Consider the following 22,440-nt stretch of genomic DNA (forward strand, 5'->3'; position numbering starts at 1 on the left):
CTCGTCGCCAGGGCCGCCGCCGCGCTCGCCCAGGAGGCCAGGAGCAGGCAGGACCTCGGGCGCGGCCTGCGCGCGCTGCTGTCGCCCGACCCCGAGGTGCGCGCGGGCGCCTCGCTGGAGGTCCCCGGGCCGGTGGTGGCCATCGCCGTACGCGAGTCCGAGGAACGGGTGGCCGCCCTCTGGACGCTCCCGCGCGGCGTCCTGGCCCGCACCGGCTCGCCGGTCGCCCTGCTCGCCCCCGCCCACCTGGCCGGGGAGGTGGCGCAGACCGTGCAGAGCGCGTACGGCACCGCGGCCGGCATCGGCGCGCCCAGGGCCGACCCGGCCGACGCCTGGCTGAGCTGGCGCGAGGCCCGCCAGGCGCTGCGCATCGCCGAGCACTTCCCCCGCCACGCCCCCGTCGCCCGCTGGGAGGACCTGGGTGTGCATCGCCTGCTGTCCCGGCTGAGCCAGACGGACCTGCGCGAGCTGGCCGAGGAGACGGCGGCGCTGGACGCCGAGCTGGCCCAGACCGTGGAGGTCTACCTGGATCGCGGCGGCCACGTGCAGAAGACCGCCGCCGAGCTCGGCATCCACCGCCAGACGCTCTACTACCGGCTGGGCAAGGCCGAGCGCCTGACGCACCGGGACCTGTCGGACGGTGACGACCGCCTGGCCGTCCACCTGGGTCTCAAGGCGGCCCGGCTGCGCGGCGCCGACACCTCGTAGAGCGTCACTTGCGCCCCGACGCCTCGCGAAGCGTGACTCGTGCCTCGCCGTCAGTCGTCGGCGTCACTCACTTTCGTCGAGGACCCGGCGCAAGGTGACGGCGAAGGCGTCGGGGTCACCCCGCATGCCGAACTCGTCCCCGAGGAAGCCGCCGTGGTTGCTGGGGAAGGTCACCGGCTCCGTCCCGAGCCGCCCGGCCACCGCCACGGCCGACCGGCAGGCCATCTCACCCTCCGACTCGACGCCGACGCCGACGACGATCCTGGTGGAGGCCGACCGCAGTGCCTCGAAGTCGTGCCGGTGGTGCGTACAGGTGATGAGGTTCTGCGCGAACAGCACGTCGTCCCTCGACCCGTCGTCCTCCGCCGGCATCCCGAGCTGGGCCGGATCGGGGGCGGGCAGCTCGGACAAGTCGGCGGGGAGCTCACCGCGCCAGCCGGAGGTGCCGATGAACCTGGCCATCGCCGCGCCGAACCCGTCGCGGTCGTACGTGGCGCGGATGTCGGCGATGGCCGCCAGCGCCCGCTCGCGGTCGGGCAGCTCCTGGGCGGCGGGCGGCTCGTGCGCCACGAGCGTGCGCACCTGCTCCGGATGGCGGGCCACCAGCGCCAGCCCGTTGACCGCGCCGCCGCTGCTGGCGAAGATGTCCACCGGGCCGGCGCCGAGCGCGTCGATCAGCAGGCGCAGGTCGTCGGCGTGCAGGTCGGGCGTCGACTCGATGAGCCCGTCGGTGCGGGTGCTGCGCCCGATCCCGCGCGGGTCGTACGTGACCACCGTGCGGTCCTGGAAGTGGCCGGCCAGAGTGGTGAAGCCGGTCGCGTCCATCGGCGAGCCGATCATCAGCAGCACCGGCCGGCCGGAGCCGGACTCGGGCTCGCGCACGTCGTAGTGGAGGGTCGCTCCCGGCACCTCGATGGTGTGGGTCTTGGGGTCGGTCATGGGTCGCTCCTTCTCGATGACGATGTGCGGACCGCCGGGCGCGGTGAAACTCATCGGTACGGCGACCCATCATGCCCCTGGAACGTGCTCAGGCCCACAACACCGACATGAGGATCAGCAGGAAGAAGAACGCCAGCAGGCCGAGCGGGACGGCCATGAGGGCGATCGTGATGCCCATGCCGTTCCACTGCTGCGGCGGTGGGCCGAGCGCGCCGCGCGAGTAGGCCCACAGGGGCGCGCGGTATTCGACGTCGAGCGACATGCCGGGCTGCAGCCAGATCGTCAGATCCGCCGGGCCGATCTGCGAGGGCAGGAAGTACGGCAGGTGGACGTGCAGGTGATGCTGGCCGGCGGGCAGCACGATGGCGTTGCGGCCCCAGCGGCCGTGCGTCGGGCGCCCGTCGACGACGACGGTGGGGGTGATCATGGACAGCATGAAGCCGAGCCAGTGGCGCTGGATGTCGAGGACGACCTGCCCCTGCGGCCCTTGCGGCCCCTGGGGCATAGGCCCGGGCTGCTGACTCCATCCATGTGGTGGCATGAGGCCTGGTCCGTGAGGCGGCCCGGGTGGTCCTGGTGGTGGCCCTGGTGGTGGCCCTGGTGGTGGCTGGGGCGGATGCATGGCGCCAGATGGTATCGCCACCGCCGCGTTTCGTGCTGACGCTTCGAGATCAGTTGAAGCTTGGAAAAACGGACAAATGCATACAAGGCGGACAGAATGGGTAGGAGTCCGTAGGGATCGATTGCCCACCCCACCAGGGCGCCCCGGCTGTGGGGAAGCAGCCGGGGCGCCCCTCTCGGCCTCAGGGCGTGGTGACGTGCCGAGTGCCGGGGGCCACGATCTCCTCGTCGTCCGCGCGGCGCCGTACCCAGAGGTAGACCAGCGCCCCGGCGAACAGCACGATCGAGGTCCACTGGTTGACCCGCAGCCCCAGGAGCAGCACCGCGTGATCCACCCCGCCGACCGGATCGACGCGCAGGCCCTCGATCCAGAACCGCCCGAACGTGTAACCGGCGACATACAGGGCGAACAGCCGGCCGTGGTGCAGCGCGAAGCGCCGTCCCGCCAGGATCAGGGCGAAGCCGAGCGCCGCGTCCCAGAGCGACTCGTACAGGAAGGTCGGGTGGTAGAGCACACCCGGCTCGCCGCCGTGCGCCTGGTCGATCTCCAGGCCCCACGGCAGTGTGGTCGGGCTGCCGTACAACTCCTGGTTGAACCAGTTGCCCCAGCGGGCGATCGCCTGCCCGAACGCGATGCCGGGCGCGACCGTGTCGGCCATCGCGCCGACGGAGACGCCCCGGCGGCGGCAGGCCAGCGCCACGGCCACGCCGCCCAGGATGACCGCGCCCCAGATGCCGAGCCCGCCCTCCCAGATGAACAGCGCCTGGTAGGGCTCCTTGACCGCGCGCGGGCCGAAGTAGGTCTGCCAGTCGACGATGACGTGGTAGAGCCGGGCGCCGATCAGCCCGAAGATCACTCCTGGGACGGCGATGTCGGCGATCGTGCCCTGCTCGCCGCCGCGGGCGCGCCAGCGGCGGTCGCTCAGCCAGGCGCCGAACAGGATGGCGACGATGAAACAGAGCGCGTACGCCCGGATCGGCAGAAACCCGAGATGCCAGACCGATTCGGAAGGGCTGGGAATCGCGGCTGAGACCATGCCGGTGAGGCTAGCGAACGCCGGGCGGCCCGGGTCTTTCCGTGACCTGATCGCGGCTGAACCGACAGGAACGTCGTCGCGTCAGGTCATGGGGCGCGGTAGATCTTGACCCAGTCCACGTACATCGAGACCGTCCGCGGCGTCGTGGAGTCGCGGCACTTCGGCTCGCACACCACGTCGTTCTGCAGCGCCAGCCCCATCTTCCGCCCCTCGGGGACGTGCGGCCCGCGGTAGTCCCAGAGCCTCTTCCCGTCCAGCCAGAACGTCAGCCGCCCCGGCAGCCAGTCCACCGCCACGGTGTGCCACCGGGTGAAGTCGGCCCGCAGCACCTTCCTGGCCCGCCCGTGGCCGCCGTGGACGAAGATGCCGCCGCCCTGCCGCCGCGGGTCCACGATCTCGGCGAAGTCGACCTCGGAGTAACCGGAGCCCTCGCCCTGCGCGGTCGGCCAGAGCAGCGCCACCGGCGTGTACCCGGCCCCGGCCTCCGCCTTGAAGCGCACCTCCCAGCGGCCGTACCGCTGCGCGAGTCTGGTGGCCACCCCGCCGGACAGGTCCTTGCCGTCGTACCGGCCGCCCTTGAGGCGCAGCACGCCGTTCGAGACGGTCGAGGCGCGGCCGGTGCGGGGGTTACGCTCGGCCCGCGGCGAGTGGTAGATCATCCATCGGCTGGTGTCGATCGAGGAGCCGGAGAAGTTCTCCACCAGGACGGGGGCTCCCCATTTCGGAGCCGGGGTCTGCGCGTGCGCGGTCTGGGGAAGCACGGCGAGGCCCGTGAGCATCGCCGCCGCCACGATCGGGCTGCGTTGAGACATGCGGACCATCGAAGCAAAGATCTCCCTCAGATAACACCCCACCCGTCCCATTAATCACTTTCGTCACCCGGACGGGGCCCGACATGATGCCGGCAGGTGGCGGTGCCACCTGCCGGAGTTCATGGGGGTGATGCGCCGTCAGGCGCAGGTCGCCTCGTACACCCGGACGAGTTCCTGGCTCACCCGCTCCCACGAGTAGCGCGAGCGCGCCCGGTCGGCGCCCGCGTAGCCCAGGGCGGTACGCAGGGTGGGGTCGTACAGCAGCTCACGGGCCAGCCGCGCCGTGCGCGCGGGGCGGTCCGGCGGGACCAGCAGCCCGGTGACGCCGTCGATGATGGAGTCCATGTGCGCGCCCACGGCGGAGGCGATCACCGGCACGCCGCAGGCCATGGCCTCCAGCGCGACGATGCCCGTCCCGGCCTCGCGCGGCACCGACACCACGGCGTCCGCGCTGCGCATCAGCTTGGGCACGGCGGCCCGCTTGACCTGGCCGAGCAGCGTCACCCGGTCGGCCACGCCGAGCTGCTCGGTCAGCGCGCGCAGGCGGCGCGCGTCCCGGTCCTGGTCGAGGTCGTCGGGCTCGGGCCCGCCGGCGATGACGAGCTCGACGTCGCCGAGACCCTGCAGCGCCCGCACGATCGTGTGCGCGCCCCGTTCGACCGTGAGCGGTCCCACGTGCAGCAGGCGCTTGCGCGACCCGCGCGTGGCGACCGCGCCCCGGCGCTGGAAGCGCTCGGTGTCCACGCCGTACGGCACGACGGCGATGTTGTTGCGGGGGACGCCCAGCCGGATCAGCGCCGACTCCTCGTCGCCCGAGCCCGCGATGACCGCGTCGGCCCGGCGGCCGAGCGCCCGCTCCAGCTCCTTGTGCGCGGTGTCGACCGCGTGGAACGTCTGCGTGACCGGCACGCCCATTCCCTTGGCGCCCGCCACGGCGACCAGCCCGCCGGTCCACGAGTGGGCGTGGATCACGTCGGGCCTGTCCTCGCTCCAGCGCCGTGACAGGTGGTTGCCGACCTCGTTGAGGTAGGGGACCACGTCGTCACCGGTGAGTGGCTGTGCCGGGCCCACGTCGATGTGCTCCACCGTGACGCCGGGGGCCACCCGCGTCTTGGGCTTGCCTTCGGCGTTGTCACGGCGGGAGTAAATGGTGACGTGGTGATCGCGGCCCAGCTCACGCGCGACCGACAGGATGCGGTGGCGCTGGTTGCCGGTGGTGGAAGCGACGATCGCGATATTCATGGCACACCTCAGCGTGGAAAGCCTTCAAGGTGTGCCTGCGTCTTAGGCACGTCGTTACTCTGTCTCTGACCTTACCCAGTTTTCCCGCGCTCGCAAACCCCCACAGATCAGACACCTCTGAGGGCGAACACCACGATCTCATCCCAAACCTGGCCGCCCGAGAACGCGTGCCGGTCCGCCTCCACCGCCTTGACCACGGTCGACGGCGCCTGCCCCGCGCACCGGCCGAGCACGTCGGCCAGCCGCTCCTCCCCGTACGGCTCGCCGCGCTCGTTCCTGGAGGAGATCAGACCCTCCGAGTAGAACACCAGCGTCTCGCCGGGGGAGATCGTCAGCACCTCCACACCGGTCTCCGCCTCCGGCCCGATGCCCAGCGGCACGCCGCCGCCGGCCGCGAAACGTACGCCGCCGTCGGGCAGCAGCAGCGCGGCGGGATGGTGACCGGCCGACGACAGCCGGATCTGGCGCCCCTTCACGAAGCCCGCCGCGGCCATCACGAACATGCCGGTGCCCTGCGCGACCAGCGCCTCGTTGACCTTGCGCATCACCAGGTCGGGATCGGACTCCCAGGCGCTGAGCACGCGCAGCCCGCCGCGCACCATGGCGCTGACCGAGGCCGCCTCCTCGCCCTTGCCCGCCGCCCCGCCCAGCGCGAAGCCCCATCCTCCCGAGACGGGGAACACGTCGTAGAACTCGGCGCCGACCGATGACCCCGGGTGGTAGACGGCCGCCGCCTCGTAGCCGGGCACGTCGGGCAGGTTGCGCGGGGCGACGCTGGCCGACAGGGCGTCCGCGGCGCGCGAGCGGCTCTGGAAACTGCTCTGAGCGCGTACGGCCAGGCCGATCTGCAGCCCCACCTCCTGCATGACGGCCAGATCCGCGAGTGAGAACGGCGGCCTGTCGTGGCCGCGGACGAGCGTCAGCACGCCGTCGGAGCGGCCGATGGCCACGCTCAGCACCGAGCCCGCGCCCATCACGGTCAGCAGCGGCCCCTCGGCGCAGAAGCCGAGCAGCGTCTCGTCGTCCACCATCTCCAGCACCACGCCGGAGCCGCGCTCCAGCACCTGCAGCACGACCTGGCTGGTCGCCGGATCGGCGGTCTCCACCCGCCGCACCAGCTCTCCCAGCGGATGGTTCTTGGGCGCCATGACGACCGACCGGCGCGGCACCCCGTCGCGCACCATGTCGGCGATCACCCAGTCGGCCCACTCCGCCGCCAGCAGCCGCGTCGCCCGCTGCAGCGCCACCGGCCGCAGCAGCGCCTCCTCGTCCAGCAGCAGCCTGGCGATCTTGACCAGCAGGTCCTGCCGCTTGGCCGTGGCCAGCAGCAGCGCGCCGTCGGTCTGCTCGGCCCGGCGCGCGCCCGGCTCGGGCAGCTGCACCTCCGTCGGCAGGGCCACCGCCGCGACCATCTGCTGCGGCTCGCCGGGCATCGTCAGCCTGGTCAGCGCGATCTGCACGGTGTGCGTGCGCCCCTGATGCGCCAGCCGCGTCTCGAACGCCGCCGGCTGCCCCGTCTGCAGCACCGACGTCAGGTGCGAGCGGAACGCCGCCCGCCGCGACACGTCCACGAGCAGCGGGAACGAGCGGCCCACCAGGTAGCCGTCGGGGCTGCCCAGCACCCGCGAGGTCTCCGGATTGATCCGCCGGACGACGCCGCCGCCGTCGAGCACGACGACGGGCACCGGGAAGGCGCGGAAGACCTGGCGCAGCAGCTTCAGCTCACGCTGCGTCCCGTCCTTCTTGCTCCCCGCCCGCTTGGGGGCCTTGCGCAGCTCTTCGCGCGCCTCGGCCAGCAGCTCGGCGGCGGTGTCGAGCTCGGCGAGCGCGGCGTCCAGCGTGGGCGCCAGATCGGCGGGGTAGGCGGCCCTCGCCTCGCGCAACGAGGAGACGCGCCCGGCCAGTGCGTCAAGCGCGTGTTCGAGGTCCGGCATGGTCATGGTCTGACGCTACGCCACTCGGGATAATGCTAGCCATAAGGGGTAGAGCCTTGTTGCTATGGAATCGACCGCGATGATCACCCCCGGCCTCGCCCGCGACCTCGCCACCCTCGGCAGACTCGGGGAGGACACCTCGACGGAGAGCGTCCTGCGCGGACTCACCACGGCTTTGACCGCCGGAGTCCCGGGCTGTTCCGGAGCCTCGGCCGAGCACTGGCGCGACCACCGCGTCATGGTCTCGGGCTCCCACAGCGAGCTCATCATGCTCGTCGAGGGCGAACGCCAGCTCGGCGAGGGCCCGTCCATCGAAGCCCGTCAGAGCAGTGGCCGCGCCACCATCACCGACGTGCTCGAAGAGACCCGCTGGCCCCGCTACGACGCCCTGGCCACCCGCTGGGGAGTGCGCTCCGTGCTGATCGTCCCCATCGAGGCGCCGCCGGCCATGCTCGTCGTCGGCCTCTACTCCGTACGGCCGGGCGCGTTCTCGCCCCAGGGCGCCCACTCCCTGGCCGACATGCTGACCGAGCAGCTCGGCGTGGCCATGGCCAACATGTCGGAGTTCGAGGAGGTGCGCACCGACGCCGCGCAGCTTCAGGAGGCCCTCGCCGGGCGCTCCGTGATCGACCAGGCCAAGGGCATCATCATGCAGACCAGCGGATGCAGCGCCGAGGCCGCGTTCGAGGAGCTGCGGCGCATCTCCCAGCACCACCAGGTGAAGGTGGCCGACCTGGCCCGGCTTCTGGTGGACGAGCACCAGCGCAAGTCGGCCAAACGCTGACGGCTCTCTACTTGATGGCGGCCAGCGCGTCGTCCAGGGTGTCGTAGAGCGGCAGGCGCTGCGCCAGCCCCGTGATCCACATCACCTTCGACTTGGAGTATTCGACGCCGATCAGCGCGAACTTGGCGCCCGAGGCCAGGCTCGTCTGCCAGTGATGAACGATCAGCCCGAGCGCGCGCGAATCCATGAACGTCACCCCGGCCAGATCGAGGATCAGGTCGGAGCCCGCCATCACGAGACAGTCGGCGAACTGCTCGCGTGTCGTGGCGTCGAGCACGCCGTCGACCTTGACCACGGTGATCTCGTCCACGGTCGACGACGTCAGGCTGAGGGCGGCCACGGGCTCCCCGCCGTTCTCCGGCATTGTCACGGGGCAACCCTACTGTCACCGCGCGATCGAGGAATACTTCCCGCGAGATGGGGGACACTGGGACCGAAGTCCAGCAGAGGGCTTCGGTCTCGAGAGTCGAGCGAGGCGTGCCTCTGCATGGGCTTTTTCGCGTGTAGCGGCCCGCCTGCGACCATATGAGGAGCAGCGATGGCTGTGCAGGAATACATCCTCGAGGAGATGACCGCAGAAGAGCTCCTAGCCGAGATGGTCAGGGAAGACACGCCCGGCAGTCACAGGGAGCGCCTGCGTGAGCGCATCGTCGAGATGCACCGGCCGCTCGCCATGGAGATCGCCCGGCGCTACCGCTACCGGGGCGAACCCTTGGAGGATCTCCTCCAGGCCGCGTATGTTGGCCTGATGAAAGCCGTCAACGGCTTCGATCCGACCCTGGGCCACGCCTTCAGGGGCTACGCCGTCGTCACGATGACCGGCGAGGTCAAGCGTCACTTCCGCGACCGCACCTGGGCCATCCGGGTGCCCCGCCTCTACCAGGAGCGTCGCTCCGAGCTCAACCGGCTCGTCGCCGACCTCAGCCAGGACCTCGGCAGGTCCCCGACCGTGGCGGAGCTGGCCGCCAAGATGAACATCACCGAGGAGGACGTTCTGCTCACGCTCGACGCCTCCGCCGCGTACAGCACCCTGTCGCTCGACGCGCCCCTCGGCACCGACGACGACGCCGCCTCGCTGGGCGACGTCATCCCCGAGGACGACGATACGCTGAGCAACATGGTCGACAGGGAAGCCGTCAAACCGCTCATCGACGCGCTGCCCTCCCGCGAGAAGCACATCCTGCTGCTGCGCTTCTTCGGCAACATGACGCAGGCCGAGATCGCGGCCGAGTTCGGGATCTCACAGATGCATGTCTCACGTATTCTCCGCAAGGTTCTCGACCAGCTGCGCACCGAGCTGGTCGGCTGACAAGGACGGTCGCCGGGTGAACGAGGACGTCGAGCCTCAGTCGGGCCACACGAGCCCGCCACCCGGCGCGCCCGTGAAAGACCTCGACTTCCGGCTGCCGGACCTGCCCCAGGTCCGGCAGTTCGCCGAGGACGAGGCCCGCGCCGCCGGCATGCCGGAAGAGGCCATCGGCGACTTCGTCATCGCCGTCAACGAGGTCGCGACCAACGCCGTCACCCACGGCGCCGACCGCGCCGCCCTGCGCACCTGGGTGAGCGGCGGGGACCTGGTCGTGGAGGTGCACGACGAGGGCACCTGGAAGCCGGGGCCGATGCCCGGCGCGGTGGGCGGGATGGGGCTGTGGGTGGCCCGGCTGCTCTCCTCCGACCTGACGCTGCGGGTGGGCAACAGCGGCAGCACGGTCATCATGCGCTTCCCCGGCAAGTCCTGACGGCGGGGCGACCACACGAACAAAGCGCCGCCCCCGCCCGTTGAGGGGGACGGCGCGCTGTCCGTTCATCGGCTGTTGTCGTCTGTCGTCGGCTGTTATCGGCGGGCCCTGCCGCGCCAGTTGCCGGACCCGGTGCGGATGCCGGCCGTGCCGACGCCTGCCTGATGCAGGGCCAGCAGGGTCAGCCCCAGCAGGACGAACGTCATGCCGGAGAACCCGCCGGGAATCCGTACGCCGATCAGGTCGAGCAGGAAGCCCAGCCCGAAGACGATCGCTGCGACGATCGCGAGCATGTCAGGTCACCTCATTCCCTCACTCGAAACCGGAGTGGGCACGGACGGCTGCCCAGAAGGCTGCCCAGAAGACTGCCCAGAAGACTGCGGGGAGGACTGGCCGGAGAGCGCGAGCAGCCGCTCCAGGACGGTCCTGTACTCGCGCAGCGCCAGGCGCAGCTGCTCGGTGTCGCCGCCTCCGGTGTCCTTCCAGCGGTCGCGCAGGGCGTCCGTGCGGTTGTTCAGTGCGCTGGTCAGGGAGTCCACGACCTCGCCGACCAGCCCGTCCGCGCGCTGGACGGCCTCGCCGGGATCGTCCACGAACGACGCCTGAAGGTCACGCCAGCGGGCCTGCACCTGGGTGGGGTCCTGCTCGAACAGGACGATGTCGTCGGGGGCGGCGTGCGCCGGAACCTCGCCGGGGGCTGAGGGGACGGACTGCTCGGGCTCATGTCCGGGGGCCGGGCCGGGGCCGGGGTCGGCCAGCATGTCGCCGCCGGTCCTGGCGTACGGGTCCCGGTAGGACGCGTCGTCCTCGTCGTACGGGGCGGCGCCGTCTCGGGGAGCGGCACCGTCAGAGGGAACGGCCGGACCGTCCGCTACGGGAACGTCGTCCCCGGGCAGCGGATCCCGGTCACCGGCGACGAGCCGATCCTCATGGACCCTCTTCTCGCCGGCCTGTTCGTCGTCGATGTCGTTGGCGTCGTGGCGTTGCGACGGCACCTTCAGCTCGTCGCTGTTCATATCCTTCACCGTCCTCGGCTGGTCTCGTGCAGCAGCTCCTCGAACAGCGCGCGGTAGTGGACCATGGCCTGGCGGAGATCCTCCGTGGAGGCCTCCTTCCTGGCGGCCCGCCCGCTGATCTCGTGCGCGCTCCTGTAGTGGTCGAGCGTCGCCGCGTGCCCCACCGACAGATGGGTGACGCGCTGCTCGAAGTCCTCCGTCGGGTAACCCCGCTCGGCCATGACCGAGGTGACCAGCTGATCGGCCTCGGTCACCGCGAAACCAGGGGCGTCCACGAAGCGTTCCTGAACCTCGGTCCACCGGGTGGCGTAGGAGTCGCGCGACTCCTCCGACAGAGGCTTGATATCGAGTTCCGCGTGCCGCTGCTCGCGGTCGAGCAGCTCCTGCTCGGCCTCCCGGCGGTTGTTGTCGTGCTCGGCGACTATGCGTTCGTACTCAGGGCCGAAGCGTTCGCGGAGATGGGAGCGGCGCTTCTGCTGCAGCATGAAGTAACCCACTGCGGCGAGCGCCACCACCGCGACCACGACGACGGCCACCCATGCCCAGGTGGTCATGTTGTTCGCCTCCGGTCTACGTGTCGAGACCAGCGACTGCCCTCCACCAGCGGGTCGAAACGCCGGATTCAGCGACCGTCAAGCGCTTTCCTGGCCGCGGCCAGCACCGACGCCACGTGCGACCCGCCTTCCCCAGCGGCCACCTCACTGAACCCCTCGGCGGGGTCGTAGCGCACGTCGAGCCCGGCGGCGACCAGCCGCTCGGCCCACCGCAGCGCGGTGTTCAGCCGCTCGGCCGCCGGCGGCCTGCCCTGCGCCGCCGCCGACAGGTTGCGCAGATTCGTGGCCGGCCCGGACTGGGAGTGCTCGCGGGCCAGCTTCCACGGCAGGGCGGCACTGTGGTCCATCATCGGCTTGGCCAGCCCGGCGGCCCGCTTGGCCTGCAGCACCCCCGACTCGCTCACCCCGAAGTGAGCGGCCAGCTCCTGCACGCTCCTGCCCTCGGCGACGAGCCTGGCCAGCTCCTTGCGATCGATGGTCGCCCTGCGCCCCACCTGACCCCCTCGCTCCCGTTCTCCGTGTACGCGTACACCTCCGATGTGCGCTAAGGTTATGACGTCCCGCCCCGCAGGGGGCGGCCGACACAACCGGGACGTAGCGCAGCTTGGTAGCGCACTTGACTGGGGGTCAAGGGGTCGCAGGTTCAAATCCTGTCGTCCCGACGGTTGTAAAAGGCCAGGCGGTCTTGGAGTGGCTCAGCTCCAGGTCGGCTGGCCTTTTTGCGTTGCGCGGCCGCTGATGCGGCCACCCCGGTCCGGTGCGGTGGGGCCGGCCATGAGCGCGTCCTGAGGTCGCACGCCGGCGCTGCCGTGCGTCCGGGGCCGACGCGCCGGCACTGCGGTGCGTCCGGGGCCGAAGAGTACGGTGGCCTCCTGCGCCATGACCCCGAGGCGCTGCCTGGCATTGTCCGCTACGTGGGGCGACCCCCACCTGCTCCTCGCCTGCCCCCAACCTGCCCCCACCTCTGCCCCGCCTGCCGCCGGCGTCTGACACGGCGGCGTTTCAAGTGGTCAGCGCCCTGCGGCAGGGGCCGAGTAACGATCCTGAAACCGGCCATTTACGCTACGGCCCCCTCTTGACGCCAACTTACCCGCAGGGCAGCATGGCGTTTACAACTATTGCACAATTTGTCCCATTATCGGACAGAGTCCTGTGGATCGAAGTAGCGCGAACTTCGTTCCGCCCATGGTGGACGGAGGTGACGGTGAGCCCACGCATGATCATTCGCCGGCTCGGCGGCAGTCTGCTGGTCTTGTGGCTTGTGTCGATACTCACCTTCCTGCTGGTACAGCTGATCCCCGGCGATCCGGCCGAGGTGATCGCGGGTGAGAACGCCACCGTGGCAGAGGTGGCCCGGATCCGCACCGAGCTCGGCCTGGACAAGCCGGTGCTGGAGCAGTACTTCACCTGGTTCTCCGGCGTCCTGCACGGAGACCTCGGCCGCTCGCTGTCCACCAACCGATCCGTCGTCTCGACGATCGCGGAGGCGGCGCCGGCGACGCTGGTCATCACCACGATGGCGCTCCTGGTCGCGGTCGTGGTCGGTGTCACGGCCGGGGTCGTCGCGGGGCTGACCCAGGGAAGCTGGATGGACCGCGCGGTGTCGACCCTGGCCACGCTGGGCATCGCGATGCCGAGCTTCTGGCTGGCGATGGTGCTGGTGTCGCTGTTCGCGCTGACCAATCCCTGGTTGCCGGCGACCGGATACGTCGACATCAGGGAGGGGTTCGGGATCTGGCTCTCGCACGTGATACTCCCGGCCACGGCGCTCGGGCTCGCCACCGCGGCCGAGCTCGCCAGGCACACCCGGGGGTGCGTCGCCGATGTGCTCACCCGCCCGTACGTACGCACGGCGCGAGCGCGGGGGGCCTCCGGCGCCTGGCTGGTCCGCAGGCACATCCTGCGTAATTCGGCCATCCCCGTCGTGACCGTGCTCGGCCTGCAAGCCGGACGGCTGTTCGGCGGAGTGATCGTGGTGGAGGCGGTGTTCGGGATCTCCGGCCTAGGCTCCCTGGCCATCAACTCGGTGCTGCAACGCAACTATCCCATGATCCAGGGATATGTCCTGCTCAGCGCGTTGATCGTGGTGTTGATCAACCTCATCGTGGACCTGGCCTACGGCTGGATCAACCCGAAGGTGCGTACCGCATGACCACGATGACCACGGCGGCCACGCGGCGGTCCCGCCCGCTCAACGTCGTCCGCTCGATCGTGCGCCGCCCGGCCAGCGCGGTCGCCGTCGGATTCGTTCTTCTCCTTGTCTTTCTCGCGGTCGCCGGGCCGCTGGTCTCGCCGCACGACCCGGAGGTCCAGGATCTGGGCAACCGGTTCGCCGGCCTCAGCTCGACGCATCTGCTCGGGACCGACGAGTTCGGCCGGGACGTGGCCAGCCGGATCATCCAGGCCTCGCGCATCGCGGTCATCGCCCCGCTCATCTCGGTGGGCGTCGCGTTGCTCATCGGGCTGCCGCTCGGGCTGTGGGCGGGGCTGCGCCGCGGTGTCGTGGACGCCGTCGCGGGGCGGCTGGCCGACACGATCCTGAGCCTGCCCGCGCTGGTCGGGGCGCTGGCCATCGTCGCCGTGCTCGGCCCCGGGCTGGTCAACGCCATGCTCGCGGTGGGCATCATCTTCGCGCCCGGCCTGTTCCGCGTCGTGCGCGGCGCGACGCTGGCGGTCGCGGAGGAGACCTTCGTGGAGTCGGCGGTGGCGATCGGCTCCTCCACCCGGCGCACCCTCTGGGTGCACATCCTGCCCAACATCGCCGCTCCGCTGCTGGTCCAGGTGACGATCCTGATGGGGGTCGCGCTGCTGGCCGAGGCGAGCCTGAGCTTCATCGGCCTCGGGGTCCAGCCGCCGGACGCGAGCTGGGGATCGATGCTGAAGGCCGCGTACACCAACCAGTTCGACTCCCCCTTCTCGGTGGTGCCATCCGGGGTCGCGATGGTGCTGACCGTCCTCGCGTTCAACACGATCGGTGACTCGATCCGTGACGCCGTCGGCCTCAGGAGGCGCACATGACCCCGGGACCGGAACAGCACGACGGCGCCGCCGCCGCCACGGCCCGGCCGCCGTCGGGCGGCGAGCCGTTGCTGGCCGTCAAAGGGCTCACCATCGATCTGCCCGGCGGCGCCGTGCAGCGCGGACTCGTCGAGGACGTCACGTTCGACGTGCACAAAGGCCGCGCGGTCGCGCTGATCGGCGAGTCGGGCTGCGGCAAGTCGCTGACCTCCATGGCGATCCTCGGGCTGCTGCCCGCCGCCGTACGGGTCGTCGCGGGCTCGGTCCGCTTCGACGGCGTGGACCTGCTCACCTGCACCAAGCGCCAGCTTCGCCGGATCCGCGGCGGGCCGGTCGGCATGGTGTTCCAGGAGCCGATGAGCAGCCTCAACCCGACGATGACCGTCGGCGACCAGATCGCCGAGGTACGCCGGCTGCACCTGGGCGAGCGCCGCTCGGTGGCGCTCGAGCAGGCACGTGAGCTGCTGGAGCGGGTCGGCATCCCGAAGGCGGACAAGCGGCTGCGCTCCTACCCGCACGAGATGAGCGGCGGCATGCAGCAACGCGTCATGATCGCCGCCGCCATCGCCTGCGAGCCGAAGCTGCTGATCGCCGACGAGCCGACCACGGCGCTCGACGTCACGATCCAGGCCGAGATCCTCGAACTGCTGCGTGACCTGCGCCGCGACCTCGACCTGGCCGTCCTGCTGGTCACCCATGACCTCGGCGTGGTCGCGGACTTCTGCGACGACGTGGTCGTCATGTACGCCGGCCACATCGCCGAACGGACCCCCGTGGACGGACTCTTCTACGAACCGAAGCACCCGTACTCCAGCGCTCTGCTCAGCGCCGTGCCGCAGTCGGGCCGGGCGCGGACCAGCCTGACCGTCATCCGGGGACGGGTCCCGTCGGCGGGGCAGTTCCCGACCGGCTGCCGGTTCGAGCCCCGCTGCGAGCACAGCGTCGACTCCTTCTGCACGCGACCACAGGCCGACACGGCCCTGACCGATGACCGCAGGACGCGGTGCGGCCGGGTCGCCGGCGGTGACCTGACTCTGAAGGGGGCCGTCCGTGGCTGAGGATCAGGTGGTCGTGCGGGTGAGCGGCCTGACCAAGTCGTTCCCGCTGCGCCGCAGCCTGCTGGGCAGGACGCTGGAGAGCGTACGGGCCGTGGACGGCGTCGACCTGGGGGTCAAGGCCGGCACCACGGTCGGCATCGTCGGCGAGTCCGGGTCGGGCAAGACCACGGTCGGGCGCCTGATGGCCAGGCTGCTCAGGCCGGACGCCGGAACGGTCGAGGTGGAGGGTAAGGACGTCAGCCGGGCGCGCGGCCGGGAGCTGAAGGAGATGCGCGGCAGGCTTCAGGTCATCTTCCAGGACCCGTACGGGGCGCTCGACCCGACCAAGACGGTCGGCCACGCCGTCGCCGAGCCGCTGCTGGTCCACGGCCGGATCGGCCGGGGCGAGATGCGCGAGAGGGCCGCCCAGCTGCTCGGCCGGGTCACGCTGGATCCGGCGTTCGCGGACAGGTATCCGGACGAGCTGTCCGGCGGGCAGCGCCAGCGGGCCTGCATCGCCCGCGCGCTGGCGCTCTCGCCGAGCGTGCTGGTCGCCGACGAGCCGACCTCCGCGCTGGACCTGTCCACCCGCTCGGAGATCCTCAACCTGCTGCTGTCGATCCAGGAGGAGACCGGGCAGGCGCTGGTGCTGGTGTCGCACGACTTCGCCACCGTGCGGCACCTGTCGCACCGGATCGCGGTCATGTACCTGGGGCGGATCGTCGAGGAGGGGCCCGCGGCGCAGATCGCGGAGAGCCCGCGGCACCCGTACACCAAGGCGTTGCTGTCGGCGGTGCCCGTTCCCGATCCGGACGCGCAGCGCGCGCGGCGGCGCATCGTGCTCCACGGTGAGCTGCCCGATCCGGCGAGCCCGCCGTCGGGGTGCCGCTTCCGTACCCGCTGTCCGGTCGCTCAGGACGAGTGCGCGCACCTGGACCCGCCGCTGCTGCGGATCGACGGGGACCACAGCGTCGCGTGCGTGCTGCACCGTCCGGCACCCGCCGCGCCTTCGCAGTCAGTGGAGGACGGCGCGATGTTCGGCGAGTACTCGTCGGATCCCCAGGAGACGGCACGATGACCGGCTCCGCGGGGGCCCTGCGCGGCGTCAGGGTCGTCGACTTCGGCCATCACGTGGCCGGGCCGCTGGCCGCGCTGCTGCTCGCCGACCAGGGGGCCGACGTCGTGCACGTCGATCGCCCCGGGGTCGAGCCGCCGGTCGAGGACGCGTTCTTCAACCGCGGCAAACGGCGCATCACCCTCGACCTGAAGAGCGGGCGGGATCTGGAGATCGCGCGTGACCTCGTCCGGCGGGCCGACGTCCTCGTCGAGAACTTCCGGCCGGGGGTGATGGACCGGCTCGGCCTGGGCTGGGCGGACCTGAGCGCGGCCGATCCGCGGCTGGTCTACTGCTCGATGCCGGGCTTCGCCGCCGACGACCCGCGGGCCGGGGTGCCGGGCTGGGAGGGCGTCATCGCGGCCGCGACCGGCAACTGCCGGATCCGGGCGGGGTACGCGCCCGACGGCTGGGACACCACCCGCCCGACATATACCGCAATTCCCGTCGCGTCGAACTTCGCCGCCTTCTGCGGGGCCTTCGCGATCGTGGCGAGCCTGACCGCCCGGCACCGCAGCGGCCGTGGTGATCGCATCGAGGTTCCGCTGTTCGACGCCATGTTCGAGGCCATCGGCGGGAGCGGCGCGTACCCGGTCGAGCGCGGGCTGCCGCAGGAGCGGGCGATCAGCGGCAACGGGAGCGGCACCTACCGCTGCGCGGACGGCCGGTACGTCCAGTTCAACCCGATCGGGGCGACGACCCGCTTCCTCACCTGGTTCCTCGACGCGGCCGGGATGACCGCTTGGGCGGGGGAGGGGCTGACCGACCGGTCCCGGCTGGATCGTGAGCCGGAGCTGCGGTCGCTGCTGCGGGAGCGGCTGACCGCGCTGTTCGGCACCAGGGCCGCGCAGGAGTGGGAGGACCTCGCGAACGCGGCCGGCGTGCCGCTCGCCGCCGTGCGGACGACGGACGAGTGGCTGGACAACGGCCACGCCCGCGCCGCCGGGCAGGTCGTCGAGGTCGAGGATCCGCTGCTCGGGGCTACCGTGATGCCGGGGTCGGCGGTGTGCGTGCCGGCGGCGCCTGCGCTCCGGGCGAGGGCGCGCCACCTGCCGGACGCCGACCGTGCCGGCATCCTGGCGGAGCTGGACACGCCGCTTCCCCAGTCGCCTCCTGCCGGCGCGGCCGGTGGGCTTCCGTACAAGGGCCTGCGCGTGGTGGACCTCACCCAGATCCTGGCCGGCCCGAGCGCGGGCCGCATCCTGGCCGAGTTCGGCGCCGACGTCGTCAAGATCAACGCACCGCAGCGGCGCGTCGGCGCGCACGGCTTCGTCAACCGCGGCAAGCGCACGGTCCTCGTGGACGTGAAGTCCGGCGAGGGGCAGCGGATCCTGTGGCGCCTCATCGCCGAGGCCGACGTTCTGACCTGCAACTTCCCCGAGCGGACGGCCGAACGTTACGGCCTCGGCCACGAGCACGTACGGGCCCGCCGCCCCGGCATCGTCTACGTCTCGGTGAGCTGCTACGGACCAGGCGGCCCGTGGGCGAGCCGCCGAGGATACGAGACCCAGGGTCAGGCCGCGACCGGCATCATGACCAGAACCGGAGGAGACGGTCCCCCGGCCGTCCTCGGTCCGTACAACCTGCTCGACTACGGCACCGGCACCCTGGCCGCCTTCGCCGCCGCGCTGGGCCTCTACCACCGCGAGGTCACCGGCGAGGGCGGGCACGTGCACGCCTCCCTCACCCAGACGGGCCTCTACCAGCAGGCGAGGTACGCGGTGCGCGCCGGGACCGCGACGAGAGCCGAGCCGCGCGGCCCGGAGGCCCTCGGGACGGACCCGTGGCACCGCTTCCACCGGGCCGCCGACCGCTGGTTCTTCCTCGGGGCGACCCGCGCGCAGCTCTCGGCGCTGCCCGCCCTCAAGCGGGCCCTGGCGGAGGATGACGCGGAAGCGGCCCTTGAGGCCGTCTTCCGCACCGGCGACGCGGACGAGTGGGTCGAGCGCCTGACCGCGGCCGGGGCGGGCGCGCACGCCGTCACGCCGCTCGCCGAGCTGATGACCGACCCGTACGCCCGCTCGCGAGGGCTGGCCGTCACCCAGGTCTCCGAGGAGGCCGGCGAGGTGGTGATGCCCGGGATCGCCATCCGGGCCCGCCACCACCCGCCCCGCCTGGGACACCCGGTGCGCCGCCCGGGCGCCGACGGGCGGGAGGTGCTGGCCGGGATCGGGCTGGCCGATTCCACCGACGCGCTCGAACGGGCCTGGGCCGTGCAACTGACCGCTCTGCCAGGGGGCTGGGACCACTTCTGACCGCGCGACGAGCAACCGACAGCACCCCCCGGCTCGCTGAGCGGGACCCCCGACAGGAGGACTGATGGACGACGCCCCGGCCACCCGGTGCGATCTGCTGATCAAAGGCGGACGGGTTCTCGACCCCGGTCAAGGGCTCGACGGCGTCATGGACGTCGCCGTCACCGCCGGGCGGATCAGCGCGATCGGCCCGGACCTGCCGGCCGACGCGGCGCGCCGGGTGATCGACGTGAGCGGCGCCGGGCGTTACGTCGTCCCCGGGCTGATCGACGTCCACACGCACGTCGCGCACGGGGCGATCACCCCGGGCGTGGGCATGGAGGGCTGCGACCCGGACGTCATCGGGGTCGGGTCGGGGGTGACGACGCTGGTCGACGCCGGGTCCGTCGGGGTGGCGAACATCGGGGTCTTCTCCGCCTACATCCAGCCGAACGCCCGCACCCGCGTCATCCCGTTCCTCAACATCGGCAGCCACGCCCACACCATGCCGACCATGGTCGACGTCGGCAGCATGGACGAGATCGACCCGGCCGCCATCGCCAGGTGCGTCGCCGCCAACCCCGGGCTGGTCCAGGGCATCAAGCTGCGGCTGGTCGGGCCGCTGATCGCGGACAAGGGCAAGGACGTCGTCGCCGCCGCGAAGGCGGTGGCCCGCGAGCACGGGGTGCCGCTCATGGTGCACATCGGCGACCTGTCCGCGCGCCGCCGCCCCGATCCGCACCTGCTGGAGCCCGCTACCCGGTACGCCATCGAGCGGCTCGACGCCGGGGACATCCTCACCCACCTGTGTACCCCGAACCACGGCGGCGTGACCGACGCCGCGGACCGCATGCTGCCCGCCCTGCTCGCCGCCCGTGAGCGCGGGGTCGTCCTGGACGCGGCCCTCGGCCGGGGCAACTTCGGCCACCAGGTCGCCCGCGAGCAACGCGCGCTCGGCCTGGCTCCCGACACGATCAGCAGCGACCTGACCGCGGCGGGGGAGAGCTTCCACTCCCTGCTGGAGTGCATGGCCAAGTTCATGGCCGTCGGCTACGACCTGGCCGAGGTGGTCAGGATGACCACGGCGAACGCCGCCCGCGCGATCGGCGCCGCGAACGAGCTGGGCGCCGTCGCGGTCGGCAGGGAGGCGGACCTGACCGTGATCGACCTGGTCGAGGGCGACTTCGAGTTCGCGGACACCACGCAGGACGTCTTCCACGGCGGCTTCGGCCTGCGGCCGGTCCACACCGTGCGGGCCGGCGTCCTGGTCCCGCCGGTGTGGGGGACTCATCCGTGGGGCTGGCTGCCCGCGCCCCGGTCGGGGGCGGCATCATGACGATCACACGCGGGCGCGAGCGGCGGTTCGAGGTGGACGCCGGCTGGGAGCGGCTGCCCGACGGCCTGGCCCACGCGGACGTGGCCGCGGTGGACGTGGACGCCGACGACCGCGTCTACCTGTTCACCCGTTTCGACGGCCAGGTCATCGTGTACGAGCGCGACGGCACGTACGTGCGGAGCTGGGGAAAGGGCGTCTTCACCACCCCGCACGGCCTGACCGTCGGGCCCGACGGGAGCGTCTACTGCGTGGACGCGGGCGACCACACCGTGCGCAAGTTCACCCCCGGCGGCGAGCTGCTGATGACACTGGGCACGCCAGGGGCGGCGTCGGACACCGGGTACGTCTCCGGACGACCCGTGCGCGTGCACAGCGTGGAGGGCGTCCGCCACGGCGGGCCGCCGTTCAACCGGTGCACCAACCTGGCCGTCGCACCGGGCGGCGACCTCTACGTGACCGACGGGTACGGCAACAGCCGCGTCCACCGGTTCACCCCCGACGGCGAGCTGATCGGCTCGTGGGGCGAGCCCGGCACCGGCCCCGGCCGGTTCCATCTGCCCCACTGCCTGGACATCGCCGCCGACGGGCGGGTGTTCGTCGGCGACCGCGAGAACGACCGGATCCAGATCTTCACCCCGGACGGCACGTTCATCGAGGAATGGACCGACATCCGCCGGCCGTGCGACCTCACCATCGCCCCGGACGGCTCGGTGTACGTCGCCGAGCTGTGGCGGCCGCGGGGCCGGAGCTCCTTCACGCACGGGACGGCCGAGCGGGACCAGCCCGGCCGGCTGACCGTGCTGAACCCGAACGGCGAGGTGATCGAGCGGTGGGGCGACTCCTCGGAGCACCGCACCGAGGCGGGCTACTTCATCGCCCCGCACGGGATCGCGCTGGACTCCCGCGGCGACCTGTACGTCGCGGAGGTCACCTACAGCTTCGCCATCAGACCCGGCCGGGTCGCGCGGTCGTGCGGCCGGCACCAACTGCAGAAGTTCCCGCGCGTCGGCGCGGGAGCGGAAACCTCGGCTAGGAGACACGCATGAGGCGCGGAAACCGGCGGATCCTCACCACACACGGCGGCAACCTGCCGCGCCCGTCCGACCTCGACAAGCTGATCGCCGAAGGGGACCGCGAGGCGATCGACGCGCGCCTGCCCGGCGCCGTGGGCGAGGTCGTGGACCGGCAGCTCGCGTGCGGCCTGGACACGGTCAACGACGGCGAGTACGTCAAGGCCGCGAACATGGCCGGCTACGCCGGCTACATCCACGCCCGCGTGACCGGCTGGGAGACGCTGCCCATCGACCCGGACCTCCCGCCCAAGCGCGAGTACGTCGCGGCGCGCGACAAGGCGGACTTCCCCGGCACGTACGTCTCCGGCCTCTGGCTGTCCGGATCGGGAGGGCCGGTCAGGCCGGGCTTCGCGACCCCCGGCGCCGCGCCCAAGCCGCCGGCCAAGGGCCGCGTGTGCACCTCACCGATCACCTACATCGGCCACGACGCCATCGCGGCCGACATCGCCGCGCTCAAGAAGGCGGTGGCGGACAAGGAGGCGGCCGGCCAGGAGGTGGACGGCTTCATCGCCGCGCTCGGCCCGCTCAGCCTGGGCGCGGGAGCCAGGAACGCTCATTACCCGAGCGAGGAAGCGTACATGTTCGCCGTCGCCGAGGCGCTGCGCGAGGAGTACAAGGCGATCACCGACGCCGGGCTGATCCTGCAGATCGACGAGCCGGAGTTCGCCACCACCTGGCAGTTCCACCCCACCTGGACGGTCGAGGACCTGCGCCGCTACCTGGAGTCCGCCGTCGAGATCATCAACCACAGCATCGACGGGCTGCCCGCCGAGCAGATCCGGATGCACACCTGCTGGGGCAGCGGCCACCGTCCGCACACGCGGGACATCGGGCTTGAGCACATCGCGGACCTGCTGATCAAGGTCGATGCGCAGGGCTACGCCATCGAGTCCGGAAATGTCCGGCACGCGCACGAGTGGCGGGTGTGGGAGGACGTGAAGCTGCCCGAGGGCAAGATCCTCATCCCCGGCGTGGTCAGCCACGCCACGGACCTGGTCGAGCATCCCGAGCTCATCGCCGAGAGGCTGACCAACTTCGCCAGTGTCGTCGGGAAGGAGAACCTCCAGGCGGGGACCGACTGCGGGATCGGGTCCCGGGTGGGCCACGAGGAGATCGTCTGGGCGAAGCTCTCCGCTCTCGCCGAAGGCGCCCGGCTCGCCGGTAACCGTTTGTGGGCCGGCTGACCCGCACACCGCACCACGTCACCACGTCACCACGTCACCACTCATCACGCACCACGAC

At 71.6% G+C, this 22,440-nt stretch carries 23 protein-coding genes and 1 tRNA gene; 13 read left to right on the plus strand and 11 right to left on the minus strand.

The genetic code is table 11. The annotated features are described in order from the left end of the window. Nucleotides 1–708 (plus strand): PucR family transcriptional regulator (locus ABFX54_RS14590; protein WP_346105056.1); only part of this gene is annotated, 708 nt, incomplete at its 5' end. A 63-nt stretch (nucleotides 709–771) separates the two neighbouring features. Here the strand turns inward: ABFX54_RS14590 and ABFX54_RS14595 are convergent. The 6 genes from ABFX54_RS14595 to ABFX54_RS14620 form a co-directional block, all read right to left on the minus strand. Next, a complete protein-coding gene (locus tag ABFX54_RS14595) occupies nucleotides 772–1,647 on the minus strand; it encodes an alpha/beta fold hydrolase (RefSeq protein ID WP_346105058.1) in 876 nt (291 codons plus the stop codon). A gap of 88 nt (nucleotides 1,648–1,735) precedes the next feature. Then, a complete protein-coding gene (locus ABFX54_RS14600) occupies nucleotides 1,736–2,152 on the minus strand; it encodes a hypothetical protein (protein ID WP_346105060.1) in 417 nt (138 codons plus the stop codon). Nucleotides 2,153–2,450: 298 nt separating this feature from the next. Beyond that, nucleotides 2,451–3,305, minus strand: coding sequence for a prolipoprotein diacylglyceryl transferase (lgt, locus tag ABFX54_RS14605; protein ID WP_346105062.1), 855 nt, complete (start codon nucleotides 3,303–3,305; stop codon nucleotides 2,451–2,453). 86 nt (nucleotides 3,306–3,391) lie between these two features. Continuing rightward, entirely contained in the window at nucleotides 3,392–4,117 is a 726-nt protein-coding gene (locus ABFX54_RS14610; RefSeq protein ID WP_346105064.1) for a glycoside hydrolase family 16 protein, read from the minus strand. A 138-nt stretch (nucleotides 4,118–4,255) separates the two neighbouring features. Continuing rightward, the gene (locus ABFX54_RS14615) at nucleotides 4,256–5,359 is read right to left on the minus strand and encodes a glycosyltransferase (protein ID WP_346105065.1); all 1,104 of its coding nucleotides are present in this window, start codon (nucleotides 5,357–5,359) and stop codon (nucleotides 4,256–4,258) included. 107 nt (nucleotides 5,360–5,466) lie between these two features. Continuing rightward, a complete protein-coding gene (locus tag ABFX54_RS14620; protein ID WP_346105067.1) occupies nucleotides 5,467–7,299 on the minus strand; it encodes a PP2C family protein-serine/threonine phosphatase in 1,833 nt (610 codons plus the stop codon). A 58-nt stretch (nucleotides 7,300–7,357) separates the two neighbouring features. Between ABFX54_RS14620 and ABFX54_RS14625 the strand changes: the two genes are divergently transcribed. Beyond that, nucleotides 7,358–8,077: an ANTAR domain-containing protein gene (locus ABFX54_RS14625; RefSeq protein ID WP_346105069.1), complete on the plus strand. Its 720-nt coding sequence runs from the start codon at nucleotides 7,358–7,360 to the stop codon at nucleotides 8,075–8,077. A gap of 7 nt (nucleotides 8,078–8,084) precedes the next feature. Here the strand turns inward: ABFX54_RS14625 and ABFX54_RS14630 are convergent, their stop codons facing one another. Then, entirely contained in the window at nucleotides 8,085–8,441 is a 357-nt protein-coding gene (locus ABFX54_RS14630) for an STAS domain-containing protein (RefSeq protein ID WP_346105255.1), read from the minus strand. Between the two features lie 174 nt (nucleotides 8,442–8,615). On the opposite strand from ABFX54_RS14630, the gene ABFX54_RS14635 reads away from it, so the two are divergent. Continuing rightward, the gene (locus ABFX54_RS14635) at nucleotides 8,616–9,386 is read left to right on the plus strand and encodes a SigB/SigF/SigG family RNA polymerase sigma factor (RefSeq protein ID WP_346105070.1); all 771 of its coding nucleotides are present in this window, start codon (nucleotides 8,616–8,618) and stop codon (nucleotides 9,384–9,386) included. Nucleotides 9,387–9,402: 16 nt separating this feature from the next. Further along, complete coding sequence (locus ABFX54_RS14640) at nucleotides 9,403–9,816, plus strand: ATP-binding protein (RefSeq protein ID WP_346105072.1); 414 nt, start codon at nucleotides 9,403–9,405, stop codon at nucleotides 9,814–9,816. Nucleotides 9,817–9,911: 95 nt separating this feature from the next. Here the strand turns inward: ABFX54_RS14640 and ABFX54_RS14645 are convergent, their stop codons facing one another. The 4 genes from ABFX54_RS14645 to ABFX54_RS14660 form a co-directional block, all read right to left on the minus strand. Then, nucleotides 9,912–10,109, minus strand: coding sequence for a hypothetical protein (locus ABFX54_RS14645; protein ID WP_346105074.1), 198 nt, complete (start codon nucleotides 10,107–10,109; stop codon nucleotides 9,912–9,914). Between the two features lie 6 nt (nucleotides 10,110–10,115). Beyond that, on the minus strand, nucleotides 10,116–10,832 hold the full coding sequence (locus tag ABFX54_RS14650) for a hypothetical protein (RefSeq protein WP_346105075.1): 717 nt from the start codon (nucleotides 10,830–10,832) through the stop codon (nucleotides 10,116–10,118). A 5-nt stretch (nucleotides 10,833–10,837) separates the two neighbouring features. Next, nucleotides 10,838–11,386, minus strand: coding sequence for a hypothetical protein (locus tag ABFX54_RS14655; protein WP_346105077.1), 549 nt, complete (start codon nucleotides 11,384–11,386; stop codon nucleotides 10,838–10,840). Nucleotides 11,387–11,454: 68 nt separating this feature from the next. Then, nucleotides 11,455–11,880: a hypothetical protein gene (locus ABFX54_RS14660; RefSeq protein ID WP_346105078.1), complete on the minus strand. Its 426-nt coding sequence runs from the start codon at nucleotides 11,878–11,880 to the stop codon at nucleotides 11,455–11,457. Between the two features lie 94 nt (nucleotides 11,881–11,974). Here ABFX54_RS14660 and ABFX54_RS14665 point away from each other — a divergent pair. The 9 genes from ABFX54_RS14665 to ABFX54_RS14705 all read left to right on the plus strand — a co-directional run bounded on the left by ABFX54_RS14665 (nucleotide 11,975) and on the right by ABFX54_RS14705 (nucleotide 22,382). Next, nucleotides 11,975–12,048 (plus strand) — tRNA-Pro (locus ABFX54_RS14665). A 542-nt stretch (nucleotides 12,049–12,590) separates the two neighbouring features. Further along, complete coding sequence (locus tag ABFX54_RS14670; protein WP_346105080.1) at nucleotides 12,591–13,538, plus strand: ABC transporter permease; 948 nt, start codon at nucleotides 12,591–12,593, stop codon at nucleotides 13,536–13,538. Next, the gene (locus ABFX54_RS14675) at nucleotides 13,535–14,404 is read left to right on the plus strand and encodes an ABC transporter permease (RefSeq protein WP_346105082.1); all 870 of its coding nucleotides are present in this window, start codon (nucleotides 13,535–13,537) and stop codon (nucleotides 14,402–14,404) included. The genes ABFX54_RS14670 and ABFX54_RS14675 overlap by 4 nt, the downstream gene beginning before the upstream one ends. Further along, nucleotides 14,401–15,462, plus strand: a complete 1,062-nt coding sequence (locus tag ABFX54_RS14680) for an ABC transporter ATP-binding protein (protein WP_346105084.1) — start codon at nucleotides 14,401–14,403, stop codon at nucleotides 15,460–15,462. Before ABFX54_RS14675 ends, ABFX54_RS14680 begins: the two co-directional genes overlap by 4 nt. Further along, complete coding sequence (locus ABFX54_RS14685) at nucleotides 15,455–16,519, plus strand: ABC transporter ATP-binding protein (protein WP_346105086.1); 1,065 nt, start codon at nucleotides 15,455–15,457, stop codon at nucleotides 16,517–16,519. The genes ABFX54_RS14680 and ABFX54_RS14685 overlap by 8 nt, the downstream gene beginning before the upstream one ends. Next, the gene (locus tag ABFX54_RS14690; RefSeq protein WP_346105088.1) at nucleotides 16,516–18,810 is read left to right on the plus strand and encodes a CaiB/BaiF CoA transferase family protein; all 2,295 of its coding nucleotides are present in this window, start codon (nucleotides 16,516–16,518) and stop codon (nucleotides 18,808–18,810) included. The genes ABFX54_RS14685 and ABFX54_RS14690 overlap by 4 nt, the downstream gene beginning before the upstream one ends. A 64-nt stretch (nucleotides 18,811–18,874) precedes the next feature. Beyond that, entirely contained in the window at nucleotides 18,875–20,125 is a 1,251-nt protein-coding gene (locus ABFX54_RS14695; protein ID WP_346105090.1) for an amidohydrolase family protein, read from the plus strand. Beyond that, nucleotides 20,122–21,171 carry a peptidyl-alpha-hydroxyglycine alpha-amidating lyase family protein gene (locus tag ABFX54_RS14700; protein WP_346105092.1) on the plus strand — a complete coding sequence of 350 codons (1,050 nt, stop codon included), beginning with the start codon at nucleotides 20,122–20,124 and terminating at the stop codon, nucleotides 21,169–21,171. The genes ABFX54_RS14695 and ABFX54_RS14700 overlap by 4 nt, the downstream gene beginning before the upstream one ends. Beyond that, nucleotides 21,168–22,382, plus strand: a complete 1,215-nt coding sequence (locus ABFX54_RS14705) for a cobalamin-independent methionine synthase II family protein (protein ID WP_346105094.1) — start codon at nucleotides 21,168–21,170, stop codon at nucleotides 22,380–22,382. The genes ABFX54_RS14700 and ABFX54_RS14705 overlap by 4 nt, the downstream gene beginning before the upstream one ends. Nucleotides 22,383–22,440 lie beyond the last annotated feature (58 nt).

The sequence above is a fragment of the Nonomuraea maheshkhaliensis genome, assembly GCF_039529435.1.
In the GTDB taxonomy this organism is placed as follows: Bacteria; Actinomycetota; Actinomycetes; order Streptosporangiales; family Streptosporangiaceae; genus Nonomuraea; species Nonomuraea maheshkhaliensis.

Bases quoted from the DNA above. Each gene is read 5' to 3' on its own strand.
- ABFX54_RS14700 (WP_346105092.1), top strand. From the start codon at position 20,122: ATGACGATCACACGCGGGCGCGAGCGGCGGTTCGAGGTGGACGCCGGC.
- ABFX54_RS14705 (WP_346105094.1), top strand. From the start codon at position 21,168: ATGAGGCGCGGAAACCGGCGGATCCTCACCACACACGGCGGCAACCTG.
- ABFX54_RS14635 (WP_346105070.1), top strand. From the start codon at position 8,616: ATGGCTGTGCAGGAATACATCCTCGAGGAGATGACCGCAGAAGAGCTC.
- ABFX54_RS14690 (WP_346105088.1), top strand. From the start codon at position 16,516: ATGACCGGCTCCGCGGGGGCCCTGCGCGGCGTCAGGGTCGTCGACTTC.
- ABFX54_RS14695 (WP_346105090.1), top strand. From the start codon at position 18,875: ATGGACGACGCCCCGGCCACCCGGTGCGATCTGCTGATCAAAGGCGGA.
- ABFX54_RS14625 (WP_346105069.1), top strand. From the start codon at position 7,358: ATGGAATCGACCGCGATGATCACCCCCGGCCTCGCCCGCGACCTCGCC.
- ABFX54_RS14615 (WP_346105065.1), bottom strand. From the start codon at position 5,359: ATGAATATCGCGATCGTCGCTTCCACCACCGGCAACCAGCGCCACCGC.
- ABFX54_RS14620 (WP_346105067.1), bottom strand. From the start codon at position 7,299: ATGACCATGCCGGACCTCGAACACGCGCTTGACGCACTGGCCGGGCGC.
- ABFX54_RS14645 (WP_346105074.1), bottom strand. From the start codon at position 10,109: ATGCTCGCGATCGTCGCAGCGATCGTCTTCGGGCTGGGCTTCCTGCTC.
- ABFX54_RS14595 (WP_346105058.1), bottom strand. From the start codon at position 1,647: ATGACCGACCCCAAGACCCACACCATCGAGGTGCCGGGAGCGACCCTC.
- ABFX54_RS14630 (WP_346105255.1), bottom strand. From the start codon at position 8,441: ATGCCGGAGAACGGCGGGGAGCCCGTGGCCGCCCTCAGCCTGACGTCG.
- ABFX54_RS14675 (WP_346105082.1), top strand. From the start codon at position 13,535: ATGACCACGATGACCACGGCGGCCACGCGGCGGTCCCGCCCGCTCAAC.
- ABFX54_RS14655 (WP_346105077.1), bottom strand. From the start codon at position 11,386: ATGACCACCTGGGCATGGGTGGCCGTCGTCGTGGTCGCGGTGGTGGCG.
- ABFX54_RS14610 (WP_346105064.1), bottom strand. From the start codon at position 4,117: ATGTCTCAACGCAGCCCGATCGTGGCGGCGGCGATGCTCACGGGCCTC.
- lgt (WP_346105062.1), bottom strand. From the start codon at position 3,305: ATGGTCTCAGCCGCGATTCCCAGCCCTTCCGAATCGGTCTGGCATCTC.
- ABFX54_RS14600 (WP_346105060.1), bottom strand. From the start codon at position 2,152: ATGCCCCAGGGGCCGCAAGGGCCGCAGGGGCAGGTCGTCCTCGACATC.
- ABFX54_RS14650 (WP_346105075.1), bottom strand. From the start codon at position 10,832: ATGAACAGCGACGAGCTGAAGGTGCCGTCGCAACGCCACGACGCCAAC.
- ABFX54_RS14680 (WP_346105084.1), top strand. From the start codon at position 14,401: ATGACCCCGGGACCGGAACAGCACGACGGCGCCGCCGCCGCCACGGCC.